Source organism: Streptococcus sp. GMD5S, from assembly GCF_000298715.2.
Taxonomy (GTDB): domain Bacteria; phylum Bacillota; class Bacilli; order Lactobacillales; family Streptococcaceae; genus Streptococcus.
Map to the genome: position 1 here is coordinate 1 of NZ_AJRG02000011.1, position 26,876 is coordinate 26,876.

Below are 26,876 nucleotides of genomic sequence, written 5' to 3' on the forward strand. Positions count from 1 at the left end.
TTAGGAAATTTTAAGACTTTTCAAAAGAATCCGTATTTAAAAAAACTAAACCTTATATGTTTTTTTTGATATTTATTTTTATCTTGATAATTCAAACAATTATATTTTACCACTTTGAGGAATAAATCAAACAATTTCAAACAAAAAAATTCCTTTTTCGAATGAAAAAGGGACTGTGATTGTTGTTTACTATATTTAAAATTTAAACCTTATAAAATCTGTCTTAAAACAAATTTTTCGACAGATACAAGACCAATTCTCCGATATCTTCACAAACCGCATTCATGGCCGGTTGATGGTTCTGATACCAAACACCCGTCCCATCTGGAATATAGCCTCGTTTGATGTACAATCTCTGGGCAGGTCCATACCCTGAATGGAGCCCAACACCAAGGGTCACCTTATCCGATATGAGCCTAACTTGTTTTTCTGCTTCTTCCAGCAAGAGATTTCCAATACCTTGATTTTGAAAAGGTTCAAAGACATTAAAATCTGAGAGTTCTGGATAGATTTCTGCAAAAGGCCCCTGCTTAGCGCAGGACAAAATTGTGATATAACCCGCTAAAGCACCCTCAACCTCTGCAACTAAGACTTCTCTCTCCCCACTTTCTTGCTCCTTAAAGTATCGAGTTAAAATCTCCTCTCTACTTGGCCAACCTTGGCTGATAAATCCTCGAGATAGTTCTTGTATGTCAGATTCTTGCATTTTTCTAATTGAACATGTCGTCTTCATAAGCTGCTCCTTTATAGCTTTCTCCTACCATTATAGCACGATAATAAAGATTAAAAGAAAAAATCTAGTAAGACAAAAGAATCTTACTATGTTAACAGGAAACCTTTCTAACAAAGTCCCATAAAAATCTGAAAAAGAGGTCCACTCAGACCGAACTCACCTTCTTATTTCCATGCTCGTGAAAAAAAGACCCGTAAGGGTCTTTTCTTTAATCTTCGTTTACGAAAGGCATCAAAGCCATTACGCGTGCGCGTTTGATAGCTGTTGTTACTTTACGTTGGTTTTTAGCTGAAGTTCCTGTTACACGACGAGGAAGGATTTTCCCACGTTCTGAAACGAAACGGCTAAGAAGCTCAGTATCTTTGTAATCAACATATTCAATTTTGTTTGCTGCGATGTAATCAACTTTTTTACGGCGTTTGAATCCGCCACGACGTTGTTGAGCCATGTTTTTTCTCCTTTATAGTATTAATTGTCCATTAAAATGGTAAATCATCATCTGAAATGTCCAATGGATTGGTTGCTCCAAATGGATTTTCAGAACGTGAAAAGTCTGGTACTGGGTTTGCAGGTGCTGATTGACCAGCAGTTGGTGCAGAATAAGCTCCACCTGAATGTCCTTCACGCACTCCGCGGCTTTCCAACATTTGGAAATTCTCAGCCACGACTTCTGTTACGTAGACACGTTGTCCTTGCTGGTTATCGTAACTACGAGTCTGGATACGGCCTGTGATCCCGATAAGAGAGCCTTTTTTAGCCCAGTTGGCAAGATTTTCAGCCTGTTGGCGCCACATAACGACATTGATGAAATCAGCCTCACGTTCGCCATTTTGACTCTTAAATGTACGGTTTACTGCAAGAGTAAAAGTCGCAACTGCTACATTTGATGGGGTATAACGCAACTCAGCGTCACGTGTCATACGCCCTACAAGTACAACATTGTTAATCATAATTTACCTTCTTACGCGTCAAGTTTGACGATCATGTGACGAAGAATGTCAGCGTTGATTTTTGAAAGACGGTCAAACTCTTTAAGAGCTGCGTCGTCGTTTGCTTCAACGTTAACGATGTGGTAAAGTCCTTCACGGAAATCTTGGATTTCGTATGCAAGACGACGTTTTTCCCATGATTTTGATTCAACAACAGTTGCACCGTTGTCAGTCAAGATAGAGTCAAAACGTGCTACCAAAGCGTTTTTCGCTTCTTCTTCAATGTTTGGACGAATGATATAAAGAATTTCGTATTTAGCCATTGATATGTTCCTCCTTTTGGTCTAATGACCCCTAGTCTTTGCAAGGGGTAAGTGAGGTTTGCTCACAATAAACTATTATACTAGAAAAACTGATAGATAGCAAGATAAAAGTGAAAAAAGAAGATGAAAATATCTTCTTTTTACTAGTTTATGGTTTGATACGGTGCAACATACGTGGGAATGGAATGGCTTCACGGATATGTTTGGTTCCAGCTGCGAAGGTTACCATACGTTCGATACCGATACCAAATCCTCCGTGTGGAACTGTGCCGTATTTACGAAGGTCAAGGTAAAATTCATATTCTGTACGATCCATGCCCAGTTCTTCCATTTTAGCTACAAGAGCATCGTAGTCTTCCTCACGCATAGATCCACCGATGATTTCTCCGTAACCTTCTGGTGCCAGCAAGTCTGCACAAAGCACGCGCTCTGGATTTCCAGGAACTGGTTTCATGTAGAAGGCCTTGATAGCTGCTGGGTAGTTCATGACAAATGTTGGCACACCAAAGTGGTTTGAAATCCATGTTTCGTGTGGTGAACCAAAGTCATCGCCATGCTCAAGATGCTCGTAGTCAGCATCTTCATCATTTTCATGCTCTTGCAAAAGGTCAATGGCTTGATCGTAAGTGATGCGTTTGAACGGCTCTGCAATGTAGCGTTTCAAGAGATCTGTATCACGTTCCAAGGTTTCCAAGGCTTGAGGCGCACGATCAAGAACACCTTGAAGAAGGGCTTTAACATAAGCTTCTTGCAAGTCAAGTGACTCATCGTGTGTCAAGTAGGAGTACTCCGCATCCATCATCCAGAACTCAGTCAAGTGACGACGCGTTTTTGATTTTTCAGCACGGAATACTGGACCAAAGTCAAATACACGACCAAGAGCCATAGCCCCTGCTTCTAGGTAAAGCTGACCAGATTGACTCAAGTAGGCTGGCGTTCCGAAGTAGTCTGTTTCAAAGAGTTCTGTTGAATCTTCAGCCGCGTTTCCTGAAAGAATTGGGCTATCAAATTTCATGAAGCCGTTCTTGTCGAAAAACTCATAAGTTGCATAGATGATAGCGTTACGGATTTGCATAACCGCTACTTGCTTACGAGAGCGGAGCCACAAGTGACGGTTGTCCATCAAGAAGTCTGTTCCGTGTTCTTTTGGTGTGATTGGGTAGTCTTGAGATTCACCAATCACTTCGATGTCTGTAATATCGAGCTCATAGCCAAACTTAGAACGTTCGTCTTCTTTGACAATCCCTGTCACATAAACAGACGTTTCTTGGCTTAGACGTTTAATCGTATCAAACTTCTCTAGCCCCACTTCTTCACCAAATTTTTCTACAAAGTTTGGTTTGAAGGCTACACCTTGGAAGAAGGCTGTTCCATCACGCAATTGCAAGAAGGCAATTTTCCCTTTTCCTGATTTGTTGGCAACCCAGGCTCCGATGGTCACTTCTTGACCAACGTAGTCTTTTACATCGATAATTGTTACACGTTTTGTCATAATCTATCTTCCTTTTTTCGTTTAACTTGTCCGAAGACATCATTACCCACTATTTTACCATAAATAGACTGTGATAGCTAGGTTCTACTAGAGAAAAATCGCGAGATTTTCGTTACAAAAAATCTTCGCTAAAAAGGCGAAGATTCTAAGTTTTATTTTTCCATAAATTGATGCAAACGACGAATAGCTTCTTTTAATGTATCCAAGTCTGTGGCATAGCTGAGACGAACATTTTCTGGTGCTCCAAATCCAGCTCCCGTAATCAAGGCCAGTCCGACTTCTTCGAGAATAGCCGTTGTAAACTCTGTCACATCGGTATAACCCTTCATTTCCATCGCTTTTTTAACATTTGGGAAAAGATAGAAGGCACCTTGGGGCTTGACAACTTCAAATCCTGGGACTTGGCACAAGAGAGGATAAATGGTATTCAACCGTTCCTCAAATGCTTGACGCATGGTTTCAACAGAGTCTTGCGGTCCAGTTAGGGCTTCAATGGTAGCATATTGTGATACAGCAGTCAGGTTGGAGGTCGTTTGTCCTGTTAGTTTGCTCATGGCAGCAATAATTTCAGGATTTCCCACAGCATAACCTACCCGCCAACCAGTCATGGCATAGGCCTTAGATACACCGTTAATCACGATGGTTTGCTTGCGAATGGCTTCTGACAGACTAGAAATTGGAACAAATTCGTTCCCGTTATAAACCAAACGACCATAAATATCATCTGCTAAGATAAGGACATCATGCGCAACAGCCCAATTTCCGATAGCCAAGAGTTCCTCACGAGAGTAAATCATACCGGTCGGATTCGATGGTGAATTGAGAACTAAGATCTTGGTCTTATCTGTTCGCGCTGCTTCTAGCTGCTCTACTGTTACTTTAAAGTGATTGTCTTCCTTTGCCTGGACAAAGACTGGCACTCCTTCTGCCATTTTGACCTGGTCTCCATAGCTGACCCAGTATGGTGTAGGAATAATGACCTCATCACCTGGATTGACCACAGCCATAAAGAAGGTGTAGAGAGAGAACTTAGCACCAGTGGCAAAGGTAACCTCGTTAGCCGCTACGGAATACCCATAGTAGCGTTCAAAATAGGTATTAACCGCCGCTTTTAACTCTGGTAGGCCTGAAGCAACTGTATAGAAGGAAGCACGTCCATCTCGAATCGCTCCTACCGCTGCCTCCTGAATGTTTTCAGGAGTATGAAAATCAGGCTGTCCCAAGGTTAAGAAAAGAACATCTTTTCCCTGAGCTTTTAATGCTTTGGCTCTTGCATCACTGGCTAGAGTGACGCTTTCTTCCATTTCTAGTACACGTTTGGATAGTTTCATATGCCCTCCTTATTGGATCACTGCTCCTGTTTCAAAGTCAACCAGATAGTACTGGTTTCCTGACTTAACTTCCCAAATCGGCTTATCCTGATAACGACCAAAAGTAATCTTGTCAATGTCGCTAGCTCCTTTTTCCCTCGAAATCGTCACTGCCTTGTCTTGAGAAATCCCCTTATCAAGCTGATAAACATAAATCTTGTGGTCATTCTTTTCAATCAGTACGGCAATGGCCTCTTGCTTTTTATTATGTCCCAGAACACTGTAATAGCCCTCTAGACCATTGTAGAAATCAACCTGATCTGCCTTTTCCAATTCTGCATACTGCTTGGCCAGTTTTTCTCCCTCAAGTCTAGCATCTTGATAGGGTTTCATGCTGAGTGATATCAGATAAAGGAATGAAGTCGTCATGACTAGTACTACCAGAGCAATGCCGATTCCATATTGTATAAGTAGCTTGTTTTTTGCTTTTTTCTGTCTTAGTTTCACTCGTCTATTTTACCATCTCTCCTTCTTTATTACAAGTGAAGACGGGAACATTCTAAGATTCTTTTCCTATAAAATGTAAGTTCTTGTTTTTCTCTCTCATTATTGATAAAATAGCCTTATGAAACAATATTTGAAAGAGAAAATTTCCGATAATCAATTAGACTTAAAAACAGCTATCGTCCTCAATAAAGCCATACGAACTTTTAAACCTTATGAAGCCAAAGCTGCTAAAGAACACGGGCTAACACCCACCCAATTTTCAGTTTTGGAAACCCTCTATAGCAAGGGGGAACTACGCATTCAGGATTTGATTGAAAAAATGTTAGCCACTTCTGGAAACATGACTGTCGTCATTCGAAATATGGTTCGAGATGGGTGGATTTCTAGAACTTGCGACCCCAAGGATCGTCGATCCTTTTTCCTGAAATTAACACCTGCAGGACGCAGAAAAATCGAAGAGGTTCTTCCTGACCATATCGATTCTATCGTAGAAGCACTCAGCATCTTGGAAGATGGCGAAAAGGAAGACTTAATCCGCATTTTAAAAAAATTTAAAAATTTGTGAGCAAAATTATTGCTAATTAGTATCATTTGTTGTAACATAGATGGTAACAAAAGAGTTCGCTCTTTAAATTTTTTACTAAAGGAGACACATCATGTCTAAAAAAGTATTATTTATCGTCGGTTCACTACGCCAAGGTTCTTTCAACCACCAAATGGCCCTCGAAGCTGAAAAAGCACTTGCTGGTAAAGTAGAAGTTAGCTATCTTGATTACTCAGCTGTTCCTCTCTTCAGCCAAGATTTGGAAGTTCCAACTCATCCAGCTGTAGCTGCTGCTCGTGAAGCAGTCCTTGCTGCGGATGCTATCTGGATCTTCTCTCCAGTCTACAACTTCTCTATCCCTGGAACCGTGAAAAACTTGCTTGACTGGCTCTCTCGTGCCCTTGACTTGTCTGATACACGTGGCGTTTCTGCCCTCCAAGACAAGTTTGTTACTGTCTCATCTGTAGCCAATGCCGGTCACGATCAACTCTTTGCTATTTACAAAGACCTCTTGCCATTTATCCGTACACAAGTCGTTGGTGACTTTACAGCTGCTCGTGTCAATGACTCTGCTTGGGCAGACGGAAAATTGGTGTTAGAAGAAGCAACTGCTTCATCACTTGCAAAACAAGCTGACGACCTTCTTGCAGCCATCAACTAATCCAGCAAAAACCAGCTCGAATGAGCTGGTTTTATGCTTGTTTAACAAAGACGAGTTCTAAATCATTTGATAAATCAGGTCGGTAGTCAAAGCCTGCAAAACTGAGCTTGCGAGCTTGTTCGACTGTATGGATTTGCCCCTCTATCAAGGCGGTCAAAAAGGCACCACGGGCTTTTTTTGAAATGGTTGAGTGGATTTTCAACTGGCCTGCCTTGTCCTCCATAAATTTGAAGGTCACCATCTTTTCTCTAATTTCCTTCGAAAATACGGTTTCAAACTCTGATGATAGGAGTGAGAATATCAAGTCCTCGTCCTGAAGTGCCTCATCATAGGCTGATTTCCAATGAGTCTTTAGGGTTTTTCTAGCCACTTTTAACTTCATCAAGAAGTCCAAACGGTGAGGAGCCATGGGAGATAAGGCAGGGACAACACCGTATAAAGCCGAGGTAATCAGGACATGATTTTCAAGATAGGTTTGTTCAGCCTCGGTTAACCCATCTCGTTTGATGTGGCGATACATGAGACCGTCAAAGAGTTTCAAGGCTGGATAATGCTTAGCCCTTCGATCTTTTAGAGCTTGAATATGGCTGTACTCTTCTTCTGCTTTCTCGGCAGATACCTTATAAAAAGTCTCTAATTCACTAGCTGAGTAGTGCGCCAGTGAGTCAAGAACTGCCTGACTTTCTTCCCTCAAGGGAAGCGCTTCGATACAAGGATGGTTTGTGTTCATTTCTTTTGCTGTTGGGATTAAAATTTTCATATTGTTAGTGTAGCATATTTTTCAATCACGACCAAGAATTTCATCTTAAAAACCTCGGTTCACACCGAGGTTTCTCTGTTTATTTTGGCCATTCTAACCAGATAGCCACGAGAACAAGGGCTGTGCCAGCTAAGCTTGTTAAGATAGATAAGAATTTATCTTTTTTCTCCTTGAACTGAGAAAACCTATTTTTATACTCAATGAAAATCAAAGAGCAAACTAGGAAGCTAGCCGCAGGCAGTACTTGAGTACGGCAAGGCGACGCTGACGTAGTTTGAATTTGATTTTTGAAGAGTATTATTGTACTTTAAAGGTCTTGAGATAATTATCTTTTCCAACTTGACCTTCAAAGGATTGGCCATTTTCAAGGTAAGGAAGGTCGTCTGACACGGAAGCCTTGACTTTATAAATCTTGCCATCAACTTTGAAGAAGTAGACGGTGTCACCCTTGATAACAGCTGATTTAAGGTCTGAAACCACTCCCTTGATGTTTTCTACCGTTTCATTATCCAGCTCGAGGTCGTTTTTATTGGCATATTTGCTGAGGAGTTCATCTACTGTAGCTGCTACGATGACGTTTTGGTACTCTACTGCATCAACCAAAGCATACTCCTTGACCAAACCTGCATTGTCCTTCAATCCCATGATGTAGAGCGGTTTGTCATTGAGATTGACAAGGATAGGGAAGGTCGCCTTATAGGCTTTTTCCTGCACTGCTCCTTCTGCGGAAGCACGGGCTGATTCTTCGGTTGCTGAAGCTAGATTGTACTTGGTGATTTCACCAGTGCGCATATTTTCAAGGATAAATCCTAGATTACTTTCGTCAGCGTTGGCTGAAGTCACCCCAGTGTAGAGATAAATGTCATTTCCGATAGAAAGATAGTTATAGCCCTCGGTCGTTTGGGTAACGTTTTTCTTAGAAATCAAGGCATTCCAGAAGCCGTCTTTATACTTGCCGTTATAGTTGATTTGCTGGATGGTTTCTTCTGCTGGATAGACACGATCCACCCATTCTGGTACTTCATCCAAGCTGTATTCCTTGGTTTCTCCATTGGTGGCGTCTAAGATAATAACAGACGAAGGGCGAGGAACTCCTAGACCAAACTGCTTTTGATAAACGGTTGCTACATAGAAAGGATTGCCTTCATCATCCACCTCAAAGGAGGGCGTTTTAAAAATCTTGGTTGGGTACTTGATCCGAAGATGACGTTTGACGTCTCGGTTAAAATACTCGGAGTCTGAATACTTCATTGGCGTTTTTAAATCCACCAATTCCGCATTTCCTGTCACCATATCAACCTTGATATACTCGCCAATTCCCTTGGACTGATTATTAAACCATTTGATCGGGTCGGCATACTCCAAAGGAGTTACTCGATAAGGTTTGCCATCAACCGTCAGCTGGGTATAAGTATCTGCTGCTACGTACTGGGAGACCTTATCCGTCAGAGAGCCTAGATAACGATCTCCAATCTTCTCTGCAGTGCTCCGATCTAGGATTGGAACCTTACTGGTATCACTCTTAGGAAAATCTTTAAAATCTTTTTCTGTGATAGACACTACATTAGCATAACTTTTTGCTTGGAAAAAGCTAGAGGTTACTAGGCTTACCAGACCAGCAAGGGCAAAAATGATAGCTGCAGTCAGAAACAATCCTCTACTAAGTTTGGTAAAAAGGAATCCTTCTAGATTGAGATCTTTGGTAGCCTTGCCATGGCGTAGGTGAACAGTTTTGAGGAGATTGGTATCCTTGCGGAAACTAAACAAAATCCCCATCACCACCAAATGCCCACAGAGAAAGAAGATGAATTCCCAACTAGTCAGATTGAAGGGTGGTAAAAATATATACCAGGTCGTTGCGATAAAAACAAGTTCAAATAGTATGCGTTTCATCTGAGTTCCTCCTAAATTATCCGTCCTTCCAAATGATCCAGTTCATGTTGGCAGATCTGAGCTGGAAAACCTGTCAGTGTAATGGTCTGTTCCTGCCACTTGCTATCGCGATAGGAAACCGTAATCGTTTCATAACGAATCGTCGTTCGAACCCCAGTCAAAGACAAACAACCTTCCTCTGTCTCGTAAGGCCCTTTGTAGGAAAGGAGAATAGGGTTAAACATGACCATGGGAACTAGGCCAAGATTAAAGATAATCACACGCTTCTGCACACCAATCATATTGGCCGCCAGACCGACACAGGTCTCGCGATTAGCCAGCAAGGTATCCTGCAAATCCTTAGCCAGATAAAGGTCTTCCTGACTTGCAGGTTTCGAGACCTGAGACAAGAATAAGATATCTCGGACAATTTTCTTTTCCATTCTCTTACGCTCCTTACAACTTTACTTTATTATAGCACAAAAGGGGGCAACTTCTAGTCCTTTCCCTCAAATGCAAAAAAAGCCATCCGAAGATGACTTTCTTATTAAATCGCGTTCTTATCAAGACCAAGTTTACGTTGAACAAACTTAACGATTTCGACGATAAGTATCATTGAGAAGCTTCCAGCAAGAACAATGGCCCATTGTGACAAGTCTAGTTTGGTTACGTGGAAGATTCCTTCAAGCGGTTCTACGACAATTGTTGCCATCAGAAGAATGAAGGATACCAAGATAGACCAGTTAAAGGTCTTAGACTTGAATGGGCCAACTGTCAAGATGGATTGGTAAACAGACTTGACATTGTAGGCATGGAAGAGCTGGATCAAACCGAGGGTTGCAAAGGCCATAGTAAGGGCATCCGCATGAATGGCATGATTGTCACCCACATGAACTGGGTAAGCAATTGCAAGTCCATAAACACTCATAACAATAGCTGCTTGGAGTACACCTTGATAGATGATAGAACTCAAAACACCACCTGAGAAGAAGCTTGCCTTTCGTCCACGTGGTTTATGATTCATGACACCAGGCTCAGCAGGTTCAACACCAAGAGCGATAGCTGGGAAGGTATCTGTTACCAAGTTGATCCACAAAAGATGAACTGGCTGCAAGACGTCCCAACCAAACAAGGTTGATAAGAAGATAGTTAATACTTCAGCAGTATTGGCAGAAAGTAAGTACTGAATAGTCTTTTGAATGTTTGAGAAGACCTTACGTCCTTCTTCAACTGCGACGATAATAGTCGCAAAGTTATCATCTGCAAGAATCATGTCAGAAGCTCCCTTAGAAACCTCTGTACCAGTGATTCCCATACCGATACCGATATCGGCTGTTTTCAGAGCTGGCGCATCATTAACACCGTCACCTGTCATAGCAACAACCTTACCTTGTTTTTGCCAAGCCTTGACGATACGAACCTTGTGTTCTGGAGACACACGGGCATAAACAGAGTATTGACCAACTACTTTTTCAAAGTCTTCATCTGACAGTTCGTTGAGCTCAGCACCAGTTAAAACGTGACCTTCTGTATCATTTGCATCAATAATTCCCAAACGTTTGGCAATAGCTTCTGCAGTATCTTGATGGTCACCCGTAATCATGATTGGACGGATTCCAGCTTCCTTAGCCACACGAACAGCTTCTGCAGCTTCGGCACGTTCAGGGTCAATCATTCCAATCAATCCAGTAAAGATCAAGTTGTTTTCAAGCTCTTCAGAAGTCAAGTTTTCTGGAATACTATCGATAATCTTATACGCACCCGCAAGGACACGCAAGGCTTGGTGAGCCATTTCAGAGTTGTTTGTGTGAATTATGTCATTGACTTGATTATCAATCGGAGCGACATCTCCAGCTTTATCCCGAGCAACACAACGTTTCAAGAGTTGGTCAGGGGCTCCCTTGACTGCTACGAGGAATTTACCATCTGGTAATGGATGAACCGTTGACATGAGTTTACGATCTGAGTCAAACGGCAATTCAGCTACACGAGGATATTTCTCTAAGAACCCTTTAACATCGTAACCCTTGTCCAAGGCATACTGGATGAAGGCTGTTTCCGTTGGATCCCCGATCAGGTTTCCTTCTGCATCAATCTTAGTATCGTTAGCCAAGACAACTGAACGAAGAAGAGGCATTTCAAGACCTAGTTCAATGTCATCAGCTGAATCATGTAGTACTGCATCATAGAAGACTTTTTCGACGGTCATCTTGTTCATGGTAAGCGTACCAGTCTTATCAGAAGCGATGATTTCAGTTGAACCAAGTGTTTCTACTGCTGGCAACTTACGAACGATAGAGTTTCGTTTTGCCAAAACTTGGGTACCAAGGGCAAGAACGATAGTCACGATAGCAGGAAGTCCTTCTGGGATGGCTGCAACAGCAAGCGCAACAGAGGTCATCAACTCACCAAGTGGATTTTTACCTTGAATGAAGACTCCAACTACAAAAGTAACAAGGGCAATAACCAAAATTGCATAGGTCAAGACCTTAGAAAGGTTGTTCAAGTTTTGTTTGAGTGGTGTATCCGTCTCATCCGCATCTTGGAGCATGCCAGCGATATGACCAACTTCCGTGTACATACCTGTATTGACAACAACACCAAGACCACGACCATAAGTCACGTTTGAGTTTTGGAAGGCCATATTGACACGGTCACCAATACCAGCATCTGCAGAGAGCTCGACAGTCAAGTCTTTTTCGACTGGAACAGACTCACCTGTTAGGGCTGCTTCTTCGATTTTGAGAGAGTTAGCTTCTAGCAAACGTAGGTCTGCTGGTACGACGTCACCTGCTTCAAGGGCAACGATATCACCTGGTACCAATTCTTTTGAGTCAATCTCAGCCATATGCCCATCACGGATAACACGTGCAGCTGGACTAGACATAGACTTGAGGGCTTCGATGGCTTCTTCTGCTTTTCCTTCTTGGTAAACACCAAAAGCTGCGTTAATGATAACAACGGCTAGAATAATGATGGCATCTGCAATATCTTCCCCACCAGAAGTTATGACGGACAAGATGGCTGCAGCCACCAAAATAATAATCATCAAATCCTTAAACTGTTCGATGAATTTAACCAAGAGAGATTTTTTCTCACCCTCTTCGAGTTCATTGCGCCCATATTCAGCTAGGCGTTTCTGCGCTTCGCTTGACGAAAGGCCTTGCTCAGTTGCTTCAACCGACTTCAAGACTTCTTCGGGACTTTGAGTATAAAACGCTTGGCGTTTTTGTTCTTTTGACATATGTCTCCTCCTTGACTTTGTGTGCAAAACAAGCTCTCTTTTGGTTTTATGACAAACAAAAAGAGACATGTTAATCATAACAAGTCTCGCTGTTTAAGATAGCGCCGGAAAGAATACTTTACAGTATAAAATTCGGAATGACGACACTATCACAGGTTTCTGCCAGCTACTCCCTTGAGTAGTACTATTATATCAAAATTTGAATAATTTTCAAGGGTTTAAATCTGATGAAACAAGACTAAATTTGAATTTTCCCATGAAAACCAGTATAATGAAAACAGAATCTCAGCACTAGAAAGGAAGTCCGATGAACCAATCCATGTCAAATCTCAAGTTGGCGGAACGTGGTGCCATTATCAGCATTTCGACCTACCTCCTCTTGTCTACGGCAAAATTAGCGACTGGCCACCTCCTACATTCTTCCAGTTTGGTAGCGGATGGTTTCAACAACGTATCAGATATTATCGGAAATGTTGCTCTTCTGATCGGTATTCGTATGGCACGCCAGCCTGCAGACCGTGACCATCGTTTCGGTCACTGGAAGATTGAAGATTTGGCTAGTTTGATTACTTCCATCATCATGTTCTACGTTGGCTTTGATGTTCTTAGGGACACCATTCAAAAAATTCTCAGTCGGGAACAGACGGTTATTGACCCTCTAGGTGCAACTCTCGGAGTCGTCTCTGCGGCAGTCATGTTCGCAGTTTATCTCTATAATACTCGCCTCAGTAAGAAATCTAAGTCCAAGGCGCTTAAGGCTGCCGCCAAGGACAATCTTTCCGATGCTGTCACCTCGCTTGGGACTTCCATTGCCATCCTAGCCAGCAGTTTTAATTATCCAATCGTGGATAAACTGGTCGCTATCATCATCACTTTCTTTATCTTAAAGACAGCCTATGATATCTTTATCGAGTCTTCCTTCAGTCTTTCAGATGGTTTTGATGACCGTCTGCTAGAGGACTACCAAAAGGCCATCATGGAGATTCCAAAGATTAGTAAGGTCAAGTCCCAAAGAGGGCGGACCTACGGTAGCAATATCTACCTTGATATCACCCTGGAAATGAATCCTGACCTATCAGTCTATGAAAGTCATGAGATTGCGGACCAGGTCGAATCCATGCTGGAAGAGCGTTTTGGAGTCTTTGATACCGATGTCCATATCGAGCCAGCTCCCATACCTGAGGACGAGATTTTAGACAATGTCTATAAAAAACTGCTCATGCGTGAGCAATTGATTGACCAAGGAAATCAGCTAGAAGAACTCCTTGCTGAGGACTTTCTCTATATCCGTCAAGATGGAGAGCAGATGAATAAAGAGGCTTATAAGTCTGAAAAAGAACTTAGTGCTGCTATTAAGGACATTCAGATTACCTCCATTAGTCAGAAAACCAAGCTCATTTGCTATGAGCTAGATGGTATCGTCCATACCAGTATCTGGCGTCGCCATGAAACTTGGCAAAATATCTTTCATCAGGAAACTAAAAAAGAAGACAAACAGTAACCCTATCCAGTGGATAGGGCCTTTTTGATTATTCTACTTTACGCAAAGACAGACTATGACTGTTTGGAATATTTGCTTTTCGAAGCTTGTTTTGCCTCTTTTCTTGCTTGACGATTTTGTTCGATACGCCATTCTCTTTCATAGTACTTCATGGCCTCATAGACCCTTTCAGGAAGTCCTACATCTAGTAGAAAGATAGGGATAATTAAGTCTGCTGACGGATAAAAAGGGAGAATCCTTCTCTTCAGCTGAGTTAGAAAGGATTGGGATTTCACATTTTCCTTGTTTTTAAAATAGACTTCAATCCGATAAGAATCCCTATACTTACCTCGAATCCGAGAGAAGAAAAAGTTCTCTACGTCTATCCAAGCATAGAAATGACTGGGTTTCTTTGGATTTTGTTTGTAGTAAAACCCCTCGACAGTACATTTCAAATATTCCTTATTGGAACTTAACAGCCTGTATGTCTGATACACGACTACTCCAGCACAAAAGAGGACAAGCAGTATTAATAAAAGACTTATCGTATGAAGTCTGGTTCCCTTTTGAGAGTACAAATGGAGATAAGAGAGAGGCAGCAAGAAGAAAAACACCGAAGCTAGGCCAAACAAGGCATTCCAAATGATTTTCTTGGGACTACGTTTAATGACTTTTTCTTCCATCATGCCAACTCACTTAAATATTCATAGCGTTCGTATTTTTCAAGAAGTTCTTCGTTTTTCTCGTCTAGCTCTTTTTGAAGCGTCGCCAGTTTGCCAAAGTCAGAGCCATTTGCCTGCATTTCTTCTTCAATAGCAGCAATACGATTTTCCAAGGCTTCAATATCCCCTTCAATGCTTGCCCACTCCTGCTTTTCTTGGTAGGTCATGCGTTTCTTGTCTTCACGGACCTTGACCACTTTCTCCTTTTCTGCCTTTTGCACTTGATTGGCCATATCAGTTTCAAAAGCTTTTTCATCAAGGTAGTCGGTATAATGACCAAAGAAAGTACGGATGCTGCCATTCTCAAAGGCGAGAATCTTGGTCGCTACCTTATCCAGAAAATAACGGTCGTGGCTAACTGTCAAGACAGGACCTGCAAAGCCCTGCAAGAAATTTTCCAAGACTGTCAAAGTCGCAATATCTAGGTCATTGGTCGGCTCGTCCAAAAGAAGAACATTTGGTTTTTCAAGGAGTAGTTTGAGGAGATAAAGGCGTTTTTTCTCGCCACCAGACAATTTCTCAATCAGGGTTCCATGCGTCGAACGTGGGAAGAGGAACTGCTCTAGCAACTCTGCAATGGAAGTCGTAGAACCACCACTGGTCTTAACCTCTTCTGCTACTTCCTGCAGGTAATTGATAACCCGCTTGCTCTCGTCTAAACCTTCGATTTGTTGAGAGAAATAGGCAATGCGAACCGTCTCACCGATGATAACTTGACCTTTAGTCGGCTCAAGACTCCCTGCGATGAGATTAAGCAGAGTTGACTTCCCCACACCATTATCCCCAACGATTCCGATACGGTCTTTGGCTTGCACTAAGAGATTAAAATCTTGCAAAATGGGCTTGTTTTCATAGGCGAAGGAAACATTCTGAAACTCGATGACTTTTTTCCCAATCCGACTGGTTTCAAAGTTCATGGTCAAGTCTGTATCAGCAACGCCACCTGAAACTTCCTTTTTCAAGTCATGGAAACGATTGATACGGGCTTGTTGCTTGGTCGCACGTGCCTGTGGTTGTCTGCGCATCCAGGCCAGTTCTTGCTTATAAAGTTGTTCTTTTTTGTGGAGAAGGGCAGCTTCACGCTCATCTTGTTCCGCTTTTAGGCGGACATAGTCCTGGTAATTTCCCTGATACTCGGTCAAGCCTGCTCGGTCCAACTCGAAAATCCGTGTTGATAGTGCATCTAGGAAATAACGATCGTGGGTGATAAAGAGGACGGTCTTCTTGGAATTTTTCAAAAAGAGGGTCAGCCACTCAATGGTCGCAATATCCAAATGGTTAGTCGGCTCGTCCAGAAGCAAGAGGTCGTGGTTTCCTAGGAGAACTTGCGCCAACTGAACCCGTCTTCTTAGACCGCCTGACAATTCACCAACTGGAGTCGACAAGTCCTGAATACCCAGCTTGCTGAGGACTGTCTTGACCTGGCTTTCAATTTCCCAGGCTTGGAGAGAGTCCATTTCTGCCATGACCCGTTCCAAACGAGCTTGCTTGTCCTCACTGTAGTTGAGCATGATTAACTCATACTCACGAATGAGCTGGATTTCCTTGAGGTCGCTGGAGAGAACCGTATCCAAGACCGTCTTGCTATCATCAAAATCAGGATCCTGGGTCAAGTAGCCAATCTTATAGTCATTCTTTGCCGAAAAGGGACTGACATCCCCATCAAAGCCAGAAACGCCAGAAAGGACGTCTAAAAGGGTAGTCTTACCCGTTCCATTGACACCAATTAGACCGATTCTGTCCAAATCATGGATGATAAAGGAAATATCCTTAAAAACGGTCTTGTCACCGACGGATTTGCTTAGTTTTTCAACGATAAAATCACTCATTTTCTCTCCCTCAGGTAAGTATGGATTGCTTGACGATCATTTTCCAATACTCCATCGACAATGGCAAACTCAATCTCTGTTAAAATATCTCCCAAATCTGGACCTGGCTGGTAACCATATTCCTTGATTAAAATACCACCGTTAATCTGAATTTCTTTCTTGTCATGAATGGTCAAACTTTGGTAAGTTTCTGTGATAGCTTGTGGATTGACTTCTTTTCCTTGTGCCTGACGAAGATTTTCAGCCTGTAAAAGTAAATCCAAGTCAAAGCGGTAACAATCACGCTTGCTCAGCTCTCCTTCTTCTCGCAAAGCCAAAATAGTCAGCAAATCCTGAACCTGCTTGGCAAACTGGCGTGAGGTTTTCCATACCTTCAAAAATGGCTGTGCATCTTTAATCTCCAAAACCCACAATAGAGCTGCCCAAGCTTGTTCAGAAGACTCAAAGGTGAAATCCGCCTCTAAATCAAACAATCTTTGGAGCTTTTCTCGACTGTCTGCCATATCTGGAAGATAGTCATAAGCTCGACTCTCAATCATGGAAGCCAGACCAACTCGCCAAAAAGGTGCCAGCAAGAGTTTATCAAACTCAACGAAGGTACGCTCCACAGAAATTTTCTCCAAGAGTGGTGTCAAAGTCTTCATCGCTTCAAATGTTTCTTGCTCAAGTTTAAAACCAAGACTGGCCTGAAAACGAAAACCACGCATAATCCGCAGAGCATCTTCGTTGAAACGTTCACTAGCCACTCCAACTGCTCGCAAGACTTGGTTTTCTAAATCGTCTAAACCATGGAACAAGTCAATAATTTCGCCTGTCTCATCCAAGGCAAACGCATTAACTGTGAAATCACGGCGCTTGAGGTCTTCTTCTAGCGAACGCACAAAGGAAACCGCGCTGGGTCTGCGATAGTCCACATAGACATCCTCTGTTCGAAAAGTTGTTACCTCATACTCCTCGTCCCCTTCTAAAACTAAGACAGTTCCGTGCTCGATTCCAATATCGGCTGTTCGCGGAAAAATCTGCTTGGTCTCCTCTGGATAGGAAGAAGTCGCAATATCCACATCGTGGATAGGACGATTGAGGAGGGCATCTCTGACGGAGCCCCCAACAAAATAGGCTTCAAATCCTGCTTCTTTAATTTTTTCTAATACTGGTAAAGCCTTCTGAAATTCAGAAGGCATTTGCGTTAATCTCATAATAAGTGTTCTAATCCATAGACAAGCTCATGACGCTTGACAACTTCTTTGATTCCCAAATTGACCCCTGTCATGAAGGAGCTGCGATCATAGGAGTCATGACGAAGGGTCAATCCTTCTCCCTGATTGCCAAAGATAACTTCTTGATGAGCTACTAAGCCTGGCAAACGAACTGAGTGGATCCGCATGCCATCAAAATCAGCACCACGGGCACCAGCAATCAATTCTTCCTCATCAGGCGCACCTTGTTGGATAGACTCTCGAACTTCTGCCATCAACTCAGCCGTTTTAATGGCTGTTCCACTCGGAGCATCTTTTTTCTTGTCATGATGGAGCTCGATAATCTCCACATTTGGGAAATATTTGGCAGCCTGCGCCGCAAATTGCATAAGCAAGACAGCTCCCAAGGCAAAGTTGGGAGCAATCAAGCCACCCAAATCTTGTTCACGAGAAAATGCTTTTAGTTCTGCAATTTCTTCACTAGTAAAGCCTGTTGTTCCTACGACAGGAGCAAAGCCATTTTCAAGAGCAAAGCGTGTATTTTCGTAGGCAACGGCTGGTGTAGTAAAATCTACCCAGATATCCGCTTCAAAACCAGCCAAGTCAGCCTTATCATTGAAAACAGGAATTCCCTGCCATTCTGACTCAGACTCAAACGGATCCAAAACTGCAACTAAGTCCAAGCCCGGATCAGCCAAGACCATCTGGCAAGCAGCTTGACCCATTTTTCCTTTAAAACCGGCAATAATTACTCGAATACTCATCTCTACTCCTGTCTAAGATACAAAGCCTGCAAGAACACAAAGTGAAAATAGGAGGTCCGATCAAGGATTGTCTACTCCTTGGAAGAACTATCTTTTTCACACAGGGTTCCAGGCGTGTTCAATTATCAAGATACAAAGGACGTTAGCTGCCCATGAAAAATAAGGAATGGCGCTGACTTTCTACGAAAGGCAAGACAGGCATCTTTTTTCAAGAGGCAGGTAGGCCGTGTTCAATTGCTAAGATACAAAGCTTGTAAGAACAATTTAGACGATTGGTGTATAGCTCAAGGCGATACTACCTTCTCCAAGGTGGGTCCCAATGACACTCCCAAAGGTATTAATTGGAATCTCAGAAGTCACACCACTCTCCATCAAAAGCTGGCGCAAATCCACTGCCTTTTGAGGAGCATTGCCATGGATGACTGTTATACGGTAGTCCCCATCTTTTGTCAACTCCTTGATGATTTCCACCAAACGTTTGATTGCCTTCTTTTCCGTACGAACTTTTTCGTAAACTTCAATCACACCTTGGTCATTAAAGTAAAGGATAGGCTTGATACTGAGGAGATTCCCTAAGATAGCTGCCCCATTTGACAAACGTCCTCCTTTAACCAAGTGGTCGAGGTCATCTACTATGATAAAGGCTGAATTATCAGCAATTTGGATCCCCAACTTCTCCTGAATCTGGGCAAAATCATCACCTTGTTCTGCCCATTCAAAAGCACTCTCTACCATAAATCCTAGAGGGGAACTGGTGATATGGGTATCTGGAAAGGCAATGGTCAAGCCATCATACTCATCCAACATGTATTGGATGTTCTGATAAAAGCCTGAAATTCCTGACGAAAGAAAGAGTCCCAAGACATGGGTATAACCCTCGTCTTTCAAAGAACTAAGAATCTCATCCAATTTGGCAATACTTGGTTGGCTAGTTTTAGGCAATTCTACAGACTGAACCATTTTTTGATAAAATTCCTCAGCAGTCAGATTGACACCTTCAACATACTCCTCCCCATCAATGTTAACAGGAATATCCAAGATAAATAGATTCTCTCTTTGCAGCGTCTTCTCCTCTAAATAGGCTGAAGAATCTGTAATGACAGCTAATTTCATGACTAAAACTCCAAATTGATCCCTGGAAGATCCAAGGCGATTTCTGTTACTTCATACGTCAAACGATTGAGCATGTTCAAACATGGACGTGCCAAGGTTTCGACTTCTTCTTGGTTAAATTCGCTTGGTTCGTTGACAATTCGACCTTCCACGTGGTTAACTTGAGAAATTGTTCCGCTGATGACAAATTTGTCAAAGACAATCATAAAACTCAAGATAACAACAAGCGAAGTTACTTGGTTTTCTTGGTCATGTTGGAGCAACTGAAAGTTCACGTCTACCTTGGTTTCAGGAGCTCCATTTTCATTTTCCCATTCAAAGTTACGAGCATCAAAGTGATACTGGCTAACAAATTCTTGTTCTCGTTTAAGATTCATTTTTCTCTCCCATTGCTACAATTTACTATGCAATTGTACCACATTTTTATCATTTCATCTAGTTTTCTAGGCTTTAGTCAATTCCGATTTCATCTTTAACAACAGCAGCAATCGTATCTACGTAGTAGTTCACTTCTTCTGTTGTTGGCGCTTCTGCCATGACACGCAAGAGGGGTTCTGTTCCACTTGGGCGGACAAGGATACGACCGTTCCCTGCCATTTCCTCTTCCATCTTTTCGATGATGGTTTTAATGGCTGGTACTTCCATGGCTTTTTCTTTCATGGCATTTTCCACTCGGATATTGACCAGTTTTTGTGGGTAAATCGTCACTTCTGATGCCAGTTGAGACAAGCTCTTGCCTGTTTCTTTCATGATTTTAGTCAATTGGACAGCTGATAATTGACCATCACCAGTTGTATTGTAGTCCATCAAGATAACGTGACCAGACTGTTCACCACCAAGGTTGTAGCCTGATTTTCTCATTTCTTCAACGACATAGCGGTCACCAACAGCAGTCACTGCCTTGTTAATACCAGCACTCTCCAAGGCCTTATGGAAGCCAAGGTTAGACATAACCGTTGTCACGATGGTATTTTGAGCCAACTGGCCTTTTTCAGAAAGGTATTTCCCGATGATGTACATGATCTTATCACCATCGACGATGTCGCCATTTTCATCAACAGCAATCAAGCGGTCACTGTCTCCGTCAAAGGCCAAACCAATAGCTGACTGGCTTTCTTTGACCACTTCTTGAAGAGCTTCTGGATGTGTAGAACCCACATTCAAGTTGATGTTAAGACCATCTGGTGTCTCGCCGATAACAGTTATTTGAGCCCCAAGGTCTGCAAAGATTTGACGAGCACTCGTAGACGCTGCACCGTTAGCTGTATCCAAGGCCACTTTCATCCCTTCAAGAGGAGTTCCAGTTGAAACAAGGTAGCCTTCATACTTACGCAAACCTTCTGGATAGTCCACCAAGGTTCCCAATCCTTTGGCACTTGGACGAGGAAGGGTGTCTTCGGCAGCATCCAACAAGGCTTCGATTTCTGCTTCTTTTTCATCATCAAGTTTGAAGCCATCCCCACCAAAGAATTTAATTCCATTATCAAGGGCTGGGTTGTGACTAGCGGAAATCATGACACCTGCACTGGCTCCCTCAGTTTTGACCAAATAAGCTACTGCTGGTGTTGCAAGGACACCGAGTTTGTAGACGTGAATCCCTACAGAGAGGAGACCTGCCACTAAGGCAGATTCTAGCATTTCTCCTGAGATACGTGTATCACGTCCTACAAAGACTTTAGGGGCTTCCGTTTCATGTTGACTAAGAACATATCCACCAAAACGTCCTAATTTAAAGGCCAATTCTGGCGTCAGTTCTACGTTTGCTTCTCCACGGACTCCATCGGTCCCAAAATATTTACCCATGTTGTTAATCATCCTTTTCTACTTTTTTATTTATTCTTGTTTAGACGAGTCTGGTTTTGTTTCTGAACTCGTTGAAGACGAGCTGCTAGTCGAGGACCCTGTTGATGAGGTCATAGACGAAGAACTCGAGCTAGACGATACTGTTTTGGTTGTAATTTTCATTGTAGTGTCAAATGGCATAATGACGCTTGGTAAGACATTTCCATTTTTATCGACTGCTTGTAGAGGAACAGAGGACGAGTAGTTTCTAGTTATCCGTTCACTCGTCGGTAAGATGGCAATGACACGATCTACTTTGGAGAGGGTTTCCTCATCACTAATAACCGTTACTTTTTCATCTGATACAGTAACGGTATCGATTTTCACGCGAGAATCAATCTGACTAGGATCAATCTCCGGCACAACAATGACATTGTCTCGTTTTGCTTTTTTACCAACCTTCACTGTTATCTTTTGCGGTGTCGCAACAGCCGTCAAACCACTCGGTAAATTTTCAATAGTCAGAGGAACTTCGATGGTTCCTACACTAGCATCAGAAAGATCAGCCGTCACCTTAAATTTGCGGGTACTTTCCTGCATCTCACTCGCTAAAGCAACTCTGTTTGAGCCTGTTAGAAAGACCGTCACCTCAGATGTAAAACCACTGATAAAATACTGATCACTGTCATACTGAATATCAATTGGGACATTAAGAACTGTGTTTGTATAAGTCTCCGTCCGCACCTGTCTGGCACTGTTGCTATTCTGATAGTTTGTCAATGTTGCATAGATAAAGAGAATGCAGGCGAAAAAGAAGGAAGAAATGATGTATAGACTATTTTTTCTCATGTTTCAATCCTCCTAGCAAGCGCTCTTTCAGACCTTGCTTTTTCTCTGATTTTGGAAGTAAGATTCTTCTTAACTCCGATTCAAACTCTTCCAAGGTCAAATCATGCTTAAAGACTCCATTATAGGTGATTGAGATTCCACCCGTTTCTTCCGAAACCACAAAGGTAAGAGCATCTGACACTTCCGACAAACCAATCGCCGCCCTGTGACGCGTTCCAAACTCCTTGGAAATCCCGGTATCTTCGGTCAGGGGTAGATAGGCTGAAGTGACGGCAATCCGGTCTTCCTTGATAATGACAGCACCATCATGCAAGGGAGTATTAGGGATAAAGATATTAATCAATAACTCGGATGAGATTTTCGCATCTAGAGGAATTCCAGTAGAGATATATTCCTGCAAGGTTCTCACTCGCTGAACAGCAACCAGAGCACCTATCTTACGCGGACTCATGTACTCGACTGATTTGACAAAGGCACGAACCATTTGCTCTTCTGCACTAATAGGGGCATTGTAGAAGAAATCAGTAGCTCGACCTAATCTCTCCAAACCAGTCCGAATCTCTGGCGAAAAGATAACCACCGCTGCGATAACCCCGTAGGTGATAATCTGATTGATCAACCATGAAATGGTCGTTAAGCCAATCATATTGGACAGAATCTGACCTAGAATAAAGACCAAAACTCCCCGAACCAAGATCATGATTTTAGTCCCTGCAATCGCTTTGGTAAAATGATACAAAATATAAGTCACAATCAAAATATCAATCAGATTGATGACTATCGTCCAAGGACTTGAAAACAAACTCGTCCAGTATTGCAAATTGGATAATTGTTGAAAATTCATCCCTGGCCTCCTCCCTGTCAAAACACTTTCCGTACTATTATACCATTTTCTGCTCATTTTTTCCCCATCCTACTTCATTTTAAATTAAGCAAAATTATGATAAAATAAACTGACTAGAAAAAACGAAGGAGAAATCATGTCTCAACTCTATGATATTACCATTGTAGGTGGCGGTCCTGTCGGCCTCTTTGCTGCCTTTTACGCTCACCTACGCCAAGCCAAAGTCCAAATCATCGACTCTCTTCCCCAGCTCGGTGGTCAGCCTGCCATCCTCTACCCTGAAAAGCAAATCCTTGATGTGCCAGGTTTTTCAAACTTAACTGGAGAAGAGTTAACCAAGCGTTTACTTGAGCAGCTAGATGGCTTTGACACACCTGTTCACCTCAACGAAACTGTTCTTGAAATAGAGAAACAAGATCAAGGTTTTACCATCACAACCAACAAGGGCAGCCACCTGACCAAAACAGTCATCATTGCCATGGGTGGTGGTGCCTTTAAACCTCGTCCGCTCGAATTAGATGGCGTCGAAAACTATGAAAATATCCACTACCACGTTGCCAATATCCAGCAATACGCTGGTAAGAAAGTGACCATCCTTGGTGGAGGGGACTCAGCAGTTGACTGGGCATTGGCTTTCGAAAAAATCGCCCCAACTACTCTTGTTCACCGTCGAGATAACTTCCGTGCCTTGGAACACAGTGTGCAAGCCCTACAAGAATCATCTGTGACTATCAAGACACCATTCGTTCCTAGCCAACTCCTTGGAAATGGAAAAACACTTGATAAACTGGAAATCACAAAAATCAAATCGGATGAAGCCGAAACGATTGAGGTAGACCACCTCTTTGTCAACTACGGCTTCAAGTCCTCTGTCGGAAATCTTAAAAACTGGGGTCTAGATCTCAACCGCCATAAGATTATTGTCAATAGCAAGCAGGAGTCAAGCCAAGCTGGAATTTACGCTATCGGTGACTGCTGCTACTACGATGGTAAGATTGACTTGATTGCAACAGGTCTTGGTGAAGCACCAACTGCTGTCAACAATTCCATTAACTACATCGACCCTGAGCAAAAAGTACAACCCAAACACTCAACCAGTTTATAATAAAAGAACCACGGATCAACGATTCGTGGTTTTATAGTTCATCTGCAATCTTGTTTATTTTTCTGAGTCTGTGGTTGACACCACTTTTGGTCAGGGGATTGCTCAGGCTATCCGCCAACTGCTGGATAGAGTAGTCTGGGTGCTGGATCCGTAAGCGAGCCACCTCCTGCAAATCCACTGGTAAATTTTCCAAACCCATTCTATCTTTGATTTTACTGATATTGTTGATAGTCTTCATACTAGCAGAAACCGTTCGAGCGATATTGGCTGTTTCAGCGTTATTGGCTCGATTGAGATCATTACGGGTTTCACGCAAAATCTTGACGCGCTCAAAATTATCACGCGCCTGCATGGCCCCAATCACAATCAAGAAATCCATAATGTCTTCTGCCCGCTGGAGATAGGTAACTGCACCTTTCTTTCGCTCAATAACCTTAGCGTCCAGCAAAAACTGCTGGAGGAGAGAGGCCAATCCTTGTGCATGGTCCAGATAAACGGAACTAATCTCCAACTGATACTTACCAGACTCCGGATCTCGGATGCTACCATTTGCCAGAAAGGCCCCACATAAGTAAGCACGACCAGCTTCTTCATCTGCTAAAATATCAGGATCAATGCCTGTCTCCAAACCAAAGAAAGAATCCGCAAGTCGCAAATCAGCCAAAAGCTCCTGCACCCTCTCATCGGTATAGACCGTGTAGACACGATTCTTGCGAAGATTGCTTCTCTGATGGTGTCGAATTTCTGACTTAATCTCATAAAAATGGAGAAAGGACTCATAGAGATGCCGAGCCAACTTAGCATTTTCAGTCACAACAGACAAGGTCAGGCCAGAAGTCGAGAGACCGATACTGCCAGACATCTTGATGATGGCAGACAATTCATGACGACTGAGATGGTGTTGACCAAGAATTTCTTCTTTTACTGCAACTGTAAAACTCATTTTCTCACCTGTATGATGCGCATCAATTCGTCTACAATCAAATCGCCATCATGGAAGGCTCCTCCATTTTCCAAACGAAGGAAGTTGGATGAAATCACACGAGGAACCTGCTTGCAAAGACCAGCAAAATCATGCTCTACCTGAACCAAATATTCATCAAAACGGTTGGTATCCATGTATTCTCTAGGAACCTTCTCGATATTCACCAAGACCGTATCGATAAAAGGCCGACCTAAGTGTCGATGGAGGACTTCCACGTGGTCACTGTCTGAAAAGTACTCTGTTTCCCCACGCTGGGTCATGATATTGCAGACGTAAGCGATCTCTGCCTTAGTCTCCAAGAGAGCCTGCCCAATCTCCTCAATGACAATATTGGGCAAAATCGATGTAAAGAGGGAACCAGGCCCCAAGACGATCATATCACTCTCGAGGATAGTATTGACCACTCGACGGCTGGCTTGGGGTGTTTCATCATCCAAGGTATTGGTCACATAGACATGGTCGATCATACCTGGATGATCTGCAATGTGGCTCTCACCTGCCACCTCAGAACCATCTTTAAAGACTGCATGCAGTGTCAAAGGCTGATCGCTTGAGGGGTAGATTTTTCCTGTTGTGTGGAAAAAGAGACTTAGCAGCTGCATGGCATTATAAGTGGACCCTTGCATTTCAGAGAGCCCTGCTATGATGATATTCCCCAGTGGATGACCCGCAAATGCTCCGGCCTCTTCTGAGAAACGGTACTGAAAAACCTTCTCATAAAACTTGGGCATATCCGACATGGCCACAAGGACATTACGGAGATCACCTGGTGGTGTCAGCTGTTGGATATTCTTTCTTAGCTCACCAGAAGATCCACCATCATCAGCTACCGTTACGATGGCTGCGATCTCAACATCCTTTTCTCGCAAACTTTTCAAAATGACGGGGATACCTGTTCCTCCACCAATTACCGTTATCTTTGGTTTTCTCATGAACGGTTTACCGTTTCCTTTCTTCTGTCTTTGTCACGATGGCTTTCATTGACAGGCCAGTTTTTAGCAAGGTCCTCAGCGATTCGTTTTGCAAAGGCAACACTACGGTGCTGTCCACCTGTACATCCTACTGCAATGGTTAAAACAGACTTGCCTTCTTTTTTGTAACTTGGCAAAATGGGTTCAATCAAAGCGAGTAAGTGCTGATAGAAACTTTCAGACTCTTCATGATTCATCACATAGTCATAAACTGCTTGATCCTCACCTGTCTGATTGCGGAGTTCCGGAAGGTAGTATGGATTTGGCAAAAAACGGACATCAAAGACCAAGTCTGCATCGATAGGAATACCATACTTGAATCCAAAAGACATGACCTCGATACGGAAAGACTGGGCTTGTTCTTGGTCTGAAAATTGCTCAGCAATGGTTTTACGAAGTTCACGTGGGGTGAGTTCTGTCGTATCCACCACATTTTGGCTCATGTTTTTCAAAGGTGCCAAAAGTTCACGTTCCAGCTTAATGCCATCTAAAATTCGACCATCTGCAGCAAGTGGGTGACTCCGTCTGGTTTCCTTGTAACGGGCTACCAATTCCTTATCTGCTGCGTCTAAAAAGAGGATTTTGAAGTCCAAATCATCTTGGTTTTCCAATTCATCCAAAACAGCCTGAATCTCTGAAAAGAAGGAACGACTACGCATATCGACTACTAGGGCTAACTTATGGTCATCATCCTTGGTCTCTACCAACTGCAAAAACTTTGGCAAGAGGGCTGGCGGCATATTGTCAATGGTAAAATATCCCAAATCTTCGAAGGACTGAATGGCTACTGTTTTCCCTGCGCCACTCATCCCTGTCACAATCACCAGGTGAAGTTGTTTCTTTGTCATCTATCTCTCCTTA

28 protein-coding genes are annotated in these 26,876 nt (G+C 42.8%); 4 read left to right on the forward strand and 24 right to left on the reverse strand.

Annotated features, from left to right (window positions below):
* Positions 1-223: 223 nt before the first annotated feature.
* The 7 genes from GMD5S_RS0206200 to GMD5S_RS0206230 form a co-directional block, all read right to left on the reverse strand.
* Positions 224-733 carry a GNAT family N-acetyltransferase gene (locus GMD5S_RS0206200; RefSeq protein WP_000858591.1) on the reverse strand — a complete coding sequence of 170 codons (510 nt, stop codon included), beginning with the start codon at positions 731-733 and terminating at the stop codon, positions 224-226.
* A 208-nt stretch (positions 734-941) separates the two neighbouring features.
* On the reverse strand, positions 942-1,181 hold the full coding sequence (gene rpsR / locus GMD5S_RS0206205) for a 30S ribosomal protein S18 (protein ID WP_000068664.1): 240 nt from the start codon (positions 1,179-1,181) through the stop codon (positions 942-944).
* Between the two features lie 31 nt (positions 1,182-1,212).
* A complete protein-coding gene (gene ssbA, locus GMD5S_RS0206210; protein WP_000609595.1) occupies positions 1,213-1,683 on the reverse strand; it encodes a single-stranded DNA-binding protein SsbA in 471 nt (156 codons plus the stop codon).
* A gap of 11 nt (positions 1,684-1,694) precedes the next feature.
* The gene (rpsF, locus tag GMD5S_RS0206215; protein ID WP_001151782.1) at positions 1,695-1,985 is read right to left on the reverse strand and encodes a 30S ribosomal protein S6; all 291 of its coding nucleotides are present in this window, start codon (positions 1,983-1,985) and stop codon (positions 1,695-1,697) included.
* A 148-nt stretch (positions 1,986-2,133) separates the two neighbouring features.
* Positions 2,134-3,477 (reverse strand): asparagine--tRNA ligase, encoded by a 1,344-nt coding sequence (gene asnS, locus GMD5S_RS0206220; RefSeq protein WP_000167143.1) that lies wholly within the window; start codon positions 3,475-3,477, stop codon positions 2,134-2,136.
* Positions 3,478-3,629: 152 nt separating this feature from the next.
* On the reverse strand, positions 3,630-4,808 hold the full coding sequence (locus GMD5S_RS0206225; RefSeq protein ID WP_000777451.1) for a pyridoxal phosphate-dependent aminotransferase: 1,179 nt from the start codon (positions 4,806-4,808) through the stop codon (positions 3,630-3,632).
* A 9-nt stretch (positions 4,809-4,817) separates the two neighbouring features.
* Entirely contained in the window at positions 4,818-5,294 is a 477-nt protein-coding gene (locus tag GMD5S_RS0206230; protein WP_000776849.1) for a cell wall elongation regulator TseB-like domain-containing protein, read from the reverse strand.
* 118 nt (positions 5,295-5,412) lie between these two features.
* Here GMD5S_RS0206230 and GMD5S_RS0206235 point away from each other — a divergent pair, with 118 nt between their 5' ends.
* Both GMD5S_RS0206235 and GMD5S_RS0206240 read left to right on the forward strand, forming a co-directional pair.
* On the forward strand, positions 5,413-5,859 hold the full coding sequence (locus GMD5S_RS0206235) for a MarR family winged helix-turn-helix transcriptional regulator (RefSeq protein WP_000816318.1): 447 nt from the start codon (positions 5,413-5,415) through the stop codon (positions 5,857-5,859).
* A gap of 91 nt (positions 5,860-5,950) precedes the next feature.
* A complete protein-coding gene (locus GMD5S_RS0206240) occupies positions 5,951-6,499 on the forward strand; it encodes an NADPH-dependent FMN reductase (protein WP_000039644.1) in 549 nt (182 codons plus the stop codon).
* A gap of 31 nt (positions 6,500-6,530) precedes the next feature.
* On the opposite strand, the gene yaaA is transcribed toward GMD5S_RS0206240, so the two are convergent.
* The 5 genes from yaaA to GMD5S_RS0206270 all read right to left on the reverse strand — a co-directional run bounded on the left by yaaA (position 6,531) and on the right by GMD5S_RS0206270 (position 12,375).
* Complete coding sequence (gene yaaA, locus GMD5S_RS0206245; RefSeq protein WP_000697798.1) at positions 6,531-7,259, reverse strand: peroxide stress protein YaaA; 729 nt, start codon at positions 7,257-7,259, stop codon at positions 6,531-6,533.
* A 79-nt stretch (positions 7,260-7,338) separates the two neighbouring features.
* Positions 7,339-7,470, reverse strand: coding sequence for a DUF3953 domain-containing protein (locus tag GMD5S_RS10350; protein ID WP_002879846.1), 132 nt, complete (start codon positions 7,468-7,470; stop codon positions 7,339-7,341).
* 86 nt (positions 7,471-7,556) lie between these two features.
* The gene (locus tag GMD5S_RS0206260; protein ID WP_000821456.1) at positions 7,557-9,152 is read right to left on the reverse strand and encodes a hypothetical protein; all 1,596 of its coding nucleotides are present in this window, start codon (positions 9,150-9,152) and stop codon (positions 7,557-7,559) included.
* A gap of 11 nt (positions 9,153-9,163) precedes the next feature.
* Positions 9,164-9,574 (reverse strand): peptide deformylase, encoded by a 411-nt coding sequence (locus GMD5S_RS0206265; protein ID WP_000412241.1) that lies wholly within the window; start codon positions 9,572-9,574, stop codon positions 9,164-9,166.
* Positions 9,575-9,678: 104 nt separating this feature from the next.
* Complete coding sequence (locus GMD5S_RS0206270; protein WP_000032428.1) at positions 9,679-12,375, reverse strand: cation-translocating P-type ATPase; 2,697 nt, start codon at positions 12,373-12,375, stop codon at positions 9,679-9,681.
* 307 nt (positions 12,376-12,682) lie between these two features.
* Here GMD5S_RS0206270 and mntE point away from each other — a divergent pair, with 307 nt between their 5' ends.
* The gene (gene mntE, locus GMD5S_RS0206275) at positions 12,683-13,876 is read left to right on the forward strand and encodes a CDF family manganese efflux transporter MntE (RefSeq protein WP_001076592.1); all 1,194 of its coding nucleotides are present in this window, start codon (positions 12,683-12,685) and stop codon (positions 13,874-13,876) included.
* A 53-nt stretch (positions 13,877-13,929) separates the two neighbouring features.
* Here the strand turns inward: mntE and GMD5S_RS0206280 are convergent, their stop codons facing one another.
* The 9 genes from GMD5S_RS0206280 to cdaA form a co-directional block, all read right to left on the reverse strand.
* A complete protein-coding gene (locus tag GMD5S_RS0206280) occupies positions 13,930-14,541 on the reverse strand; it encodes a hypothetical protein (RefSeq protein WP_000969655.1) in 612 nt (203 codons plus the stop codon).
* Positions 14,538-16,406 carry an ABC-F family ATP-binding cassette domain-containing protein gene (locus tag GMD5S_RS0206285; protein ID WP_001279098.1) on the reverse strand — a complete coding sequence of 623 codons (1,869 nt, stop codon included), beginning with the start codon at positions 16,404-16,406 and terminating at the stop codon, positions 14,538-14,540. The genes GMD5S_RS0206280 and GMD5S_RS0206285 overlap by 4 nt, the downstream gene beginning before the upstream one ends.
* Positions 16,403-17,602 carry a CCA tRNA nucleotidyltransferase gene (locus tag GMD5S_RS0206290; protein ID WP_008292630.1) on the reverse strand — a complete coding sequence of 400 codons (1,200 nt, stop codon included), beginning with the start codon at positions 17,600-17,602 and terminating at the stop codon, positions 16,403-16,405. The genes GMD5S_RS0206285 and GMD5S_RS0206290 overlap by 4 nt, the downstream gene beginning before the upstream one ends.
* Positions 17,599-18,366, reverse strand: a complete 768-nt coding sequence (gene dapB / locus GMD5S_RS0206295) for a 4-hydroxy-tetrahydrodipicolinate reductase (protein ID WP_000027888.1) — start codon at positions 18,364-18,366, stop codon at positions 17,599-17,601. Before dapB ends, GMD5S_RS0206290 begins: the two co-directional genes overlap by 4 nt.
* A gap of 264 nt (positions 18,367-18,630) precedes the next feature.
* A complete protein-coding gene (locus GMD5S_RS0206300; RefSeq protein WP_000762165.1) occupies positions 18,631-19,479 on the reverse strand; it encodes a DegV family protein in 849 nt (282 codons plus the stop codon).
* A gap of 2 nt (positions 19,480-19,481) precedes the next feature.
* Positions 19,482-19,856 (reverse strand): DUF1149 family protein, encoded by a 375-nt coding sequence (locus GMD5S_RS0206305; protein WP_001050092.1) that lies wholly within the window; start codon positions 19,854-19,856, stop codon positions 19,482-19,484.
* Positions 19,857-19,929: 73 nt separating this feature from the next.
* Positions 19,930-21,282, reverse strand: coding sequence for a phosphoglucosamine mutase (gene glmM, locus GMD5S_RS0206310; protein ID WP_008292635.1), 1,353 nt, complete (start codon positions 21,280-21,282; stop codon positions 19,930-19,932).
* Between the two features lie 30 nt (positions 21,283-21,312).
* On the reverse strand, positions 21,313-22,110 hold the full coding sequence (locus GMD5S_RS0206315; RefSeq protein ID WP_001230924.1) for a CdaR family protein: 798 nt from the start codon (positions 22,108-22,110) through the stop codon (positions 21,313-21,315).
* Positions 22,097-22,954, reverse strand: a complete 858-nt coding sequence (gene cdaA, locus GMD5S_RS0206320) for a diadenylate cyclase CdaA (RefSeq protein WP_001011081.1) — start codon at positions 22,952-22,954, stop codon at positions 22,097-22,099. Before cdaA ends, GMD5S_RS0206315 begins: the two co-directional genes overlap by 14 nt.
* A gap of 136 nt (positions 22,955-23,090) precedes the next feature.
* Between cdaA and GMD5S_RS0206325 the strand changes: the two genes are divergently transcribed.
* On the forward strand, positions 23,091-24,059 hold the full coding sequence (locus GMD5S_RS0206325; protein WP_000081038.1) for an NAD(P)/FAD-dependent oxidoreductase: 969 nt from the start codon (positions 23,091-23,093) through the stop codon (positions 24,057-24,059).
* A gap of 31 nt (positions 24,060-24,090) precedes the next feature.
* On the opposite strand, the gene whiA is transcribed toward GMD5S_RS0206325, so the two are convergent.
* Genes whiA through rapZ form a run of 3 tightly spaced genes read right to left on the reverse strand, consistent with a single transcriptional unit; the run spans position 24,091 to position 26,863 of the window.
* Positions 24,091-25,002 (reverse strand): DNA-binding protein WhiA, encoded by a 912-nt coding sequence (gene whiA / locus GMD5S_RS0206330; RefSeq protein WP_000011290.1) that lies wholly within the window; start codon positions 25,000-25,002, stop codon positions 24,091-24,093.
* Positions 24,999-25,976: a YvcK family protein gene (locus tag GMD5S_RS0206335; RefSeq protein WP_001231066.1), complete on the reverse strand. Its 978-nt coding sequence runs from the start codon at positions 25,974-25,976 to the stop codon at positions 24,999-25,001. The genes whiA and GMD5S_RS0206335 overlap by 4 nt, the downstream gene beginning before the upstream one ends.
* Entirely contained in the window at positions 25,973-26,863 is an 891-nt protein-coding gene (rapZ, locus tag GMD5S_RS0206340) for an RNase adapter RapZ (RefSeq protein WP_000163039.1), read from the reverse strand. Before rapZ ends, GMD5S_RS0206335 begins: the two co-directional genes overlap by 4 nt.
* Between the last annotated feature and the right edge of the window lie 13 nt (positions 26,864-26,876).

Excerpts from the sequence above, each read along its gene's own strand:
- GMD5S_RS0206300 (WP_000762165.1), bottom strand. The coding sequence starts at position 19,479 with ATGAAATTAGCTGTCATTACAGATTCTTCAGCCTATTTAGAGGAGAAG.
- rpsR (WP_000068664.1), bottom strand. The coding sequence starts at position 1,181 with ATGGCTCAACAACGTCGTGGCGGATTCAAACGCCGTAAAAAAGTTGAT.
- GMD5S_RS0206225 (WP_000777451.1), bottom strand. The coding sequence starts at position 4,808 with ATGAAACTATCCAAACGTGTACTAGAAATGGAAGAAAGCGTCACTCTA.
- GMD5S_RS0206335 (WP_001231066.1), bottom strand. The coding sequence starts at position 25,976 with ATGAGAAAACCAAAGATAACGGTAATTGGTGGAGGAACAGGTATCCCC.
- glmM (WP_008292635.1), bottom strand. The coding sequence starts at position 21,282 with ATGGGTAAATATTTTGGGACCGATGGAGTCCGTGGAGAAGCAAACGTA.
- whiA (WP_000011290.1), bottom strand. The coding sequence starts at position 25,002 with ATGAGTTTTACAGTTGCAGTAAAAGAAGAAATTCTTGGTCAACACCAT.
- GMD5S_RS0206260 (WP_000821456.1), bottom strand. The coding sequence starts at position 9,152 with ATGAAACGCATACTATTTGAACTTGTTTTTATCGCAACGACCTGGTAT.
- GMD5S_RS0206285 (WP_001279098.1), bottom strand. The coding sequence starts at position 16,406 with ATGAGTGATTTTATCGTTGAAAAACTAAGCAAATCCGTCGGTGACAAG.
- GMD5S_RS0206280 (WP_000969655.1), bottom strand. The coding sequence starts at position 14,541 with ATGATGGAAGAAAAAGTCATTAAACGTAGTCCCAAGAAAATCATTTGG.
- GMD5S_RS0206235 (WP_000816318.1), top strand. The coding sequence starts at position 5,413 with ATGAAACAATATTTGAAAGAGAAAATTTCCGATAATCAATTAGACTTA.
- GMD5S_RS0206315 (WP_001230924.1), bottom strand. The coding sequence starts at position 22,110 with ATGAGAAAAAATAGTCTATACATCATTTCTTCCTTCTTTTTCGCCTGC.
- GMD5S_RS0206325 (WP_000081038.1), top strand. The coding sequence starts at position 23,091 with ATGTCTCAACTCTATGATATTACCATTGTAGGTGGCGGTCCTGTCGGC.
- rpsF (WP_001151782.1), bottom strand. The coding sequence starts at position 1,985 with ATGGCTAAATACGAAATTCTTTATATCATTCGTCCAAACATTGAAGAA.
- yaaA (WP_000697798.1), bottom strand. The coding sequence starts at position 7,259 with ATGAAAATTTTAATCCCAACAGCAAAAGAAATGAACACAAACCATCCT.
- mntE (WP_001076592.1), top strand. The coding sequence starts at position 12,683 with ATGAACCAATCCATGTCAAATCTCAAGTTGGCGGAACGTGGTGCCATT.
- asnS (WP_000167143.1), bottom strand. The coding sequence starts at position 3,477 with ATGACAAAACGTGTAACAATTATCGATGTAAAAGACTACGTTGGTCAA.
- GMD5S_RS0206240 (WP_000039644.1), top strand. The coding sequence starts at position 5,951 with ATGTCTAAAAAAGTATTATTTATCGTCGGTTCACTACGCCAAGGTTCT.
- GMD5S_RS0206265 (WP_000412241.1), bottom strand. The coding sequence starts at position 9,574 with ATGGAAAAGAAAATTGTCCGAGATATCTTATTCTTGTCTCAGGTCTCG.
- GMD5S_RS0206270 (WP_000032428.1), bottom strand. The coding sequence starts at position 12,375 with ATGTCAAAAGAACAAAAACGCCAAGCGTTTTATACTCAAAGTCCCGAA.
- GMD5S_RS0206305 (WP_001050092.1), bottom strand. The coding sequence starts at position 19,856 with ATGAATCTTAAACGAGAACAAGAATTTGTTAGCCAGTATCACTTTGAT.
- ssbA (WP_000609595.1), bottom strand. The coding sequence starts at position 1,683 with ATGATTAACAATGTTGTACTTGTAGGGCGTATGACACGTGACGCTGAG.
- rapZ (WP_000163039.1), bottom strand. The coding sequence starts at position 26,863 with ATGACAAAGAAACAACTTCACCTGGTGATTGTGACAGGGATGAGTGGC.
- dapB (WP_000027888.1), bottom strand. The coding sequence starts at position 18,366 with ATGAGTATTCGAGTAATTATTGCCGGTTTTAAAGGAAAAATGGGTCAA.
- cdaA (WP_001011081.1), bottom strand. The coding sequence starts at position 22,954 with ATGAATTTTCAACAATTATCCAATTTGCAATACTGGACGAGTTTGTTT.
- GMD5S_RS0206200 (WP_000858591.1), bottom strand. The coding sequence starts at position 733 with ATGAAGACGACATGTTCAATTAGAAAAATGCAAGAATCTGACATACAA.
- GMD5S_RS0206290 (WP_008292630.1), bottom strand. The coding sequence starts at position 17,602 with ATGAGATTAACGCAAATGCCTTCTGAATTTCAGAAGGCTTTACCAGTA.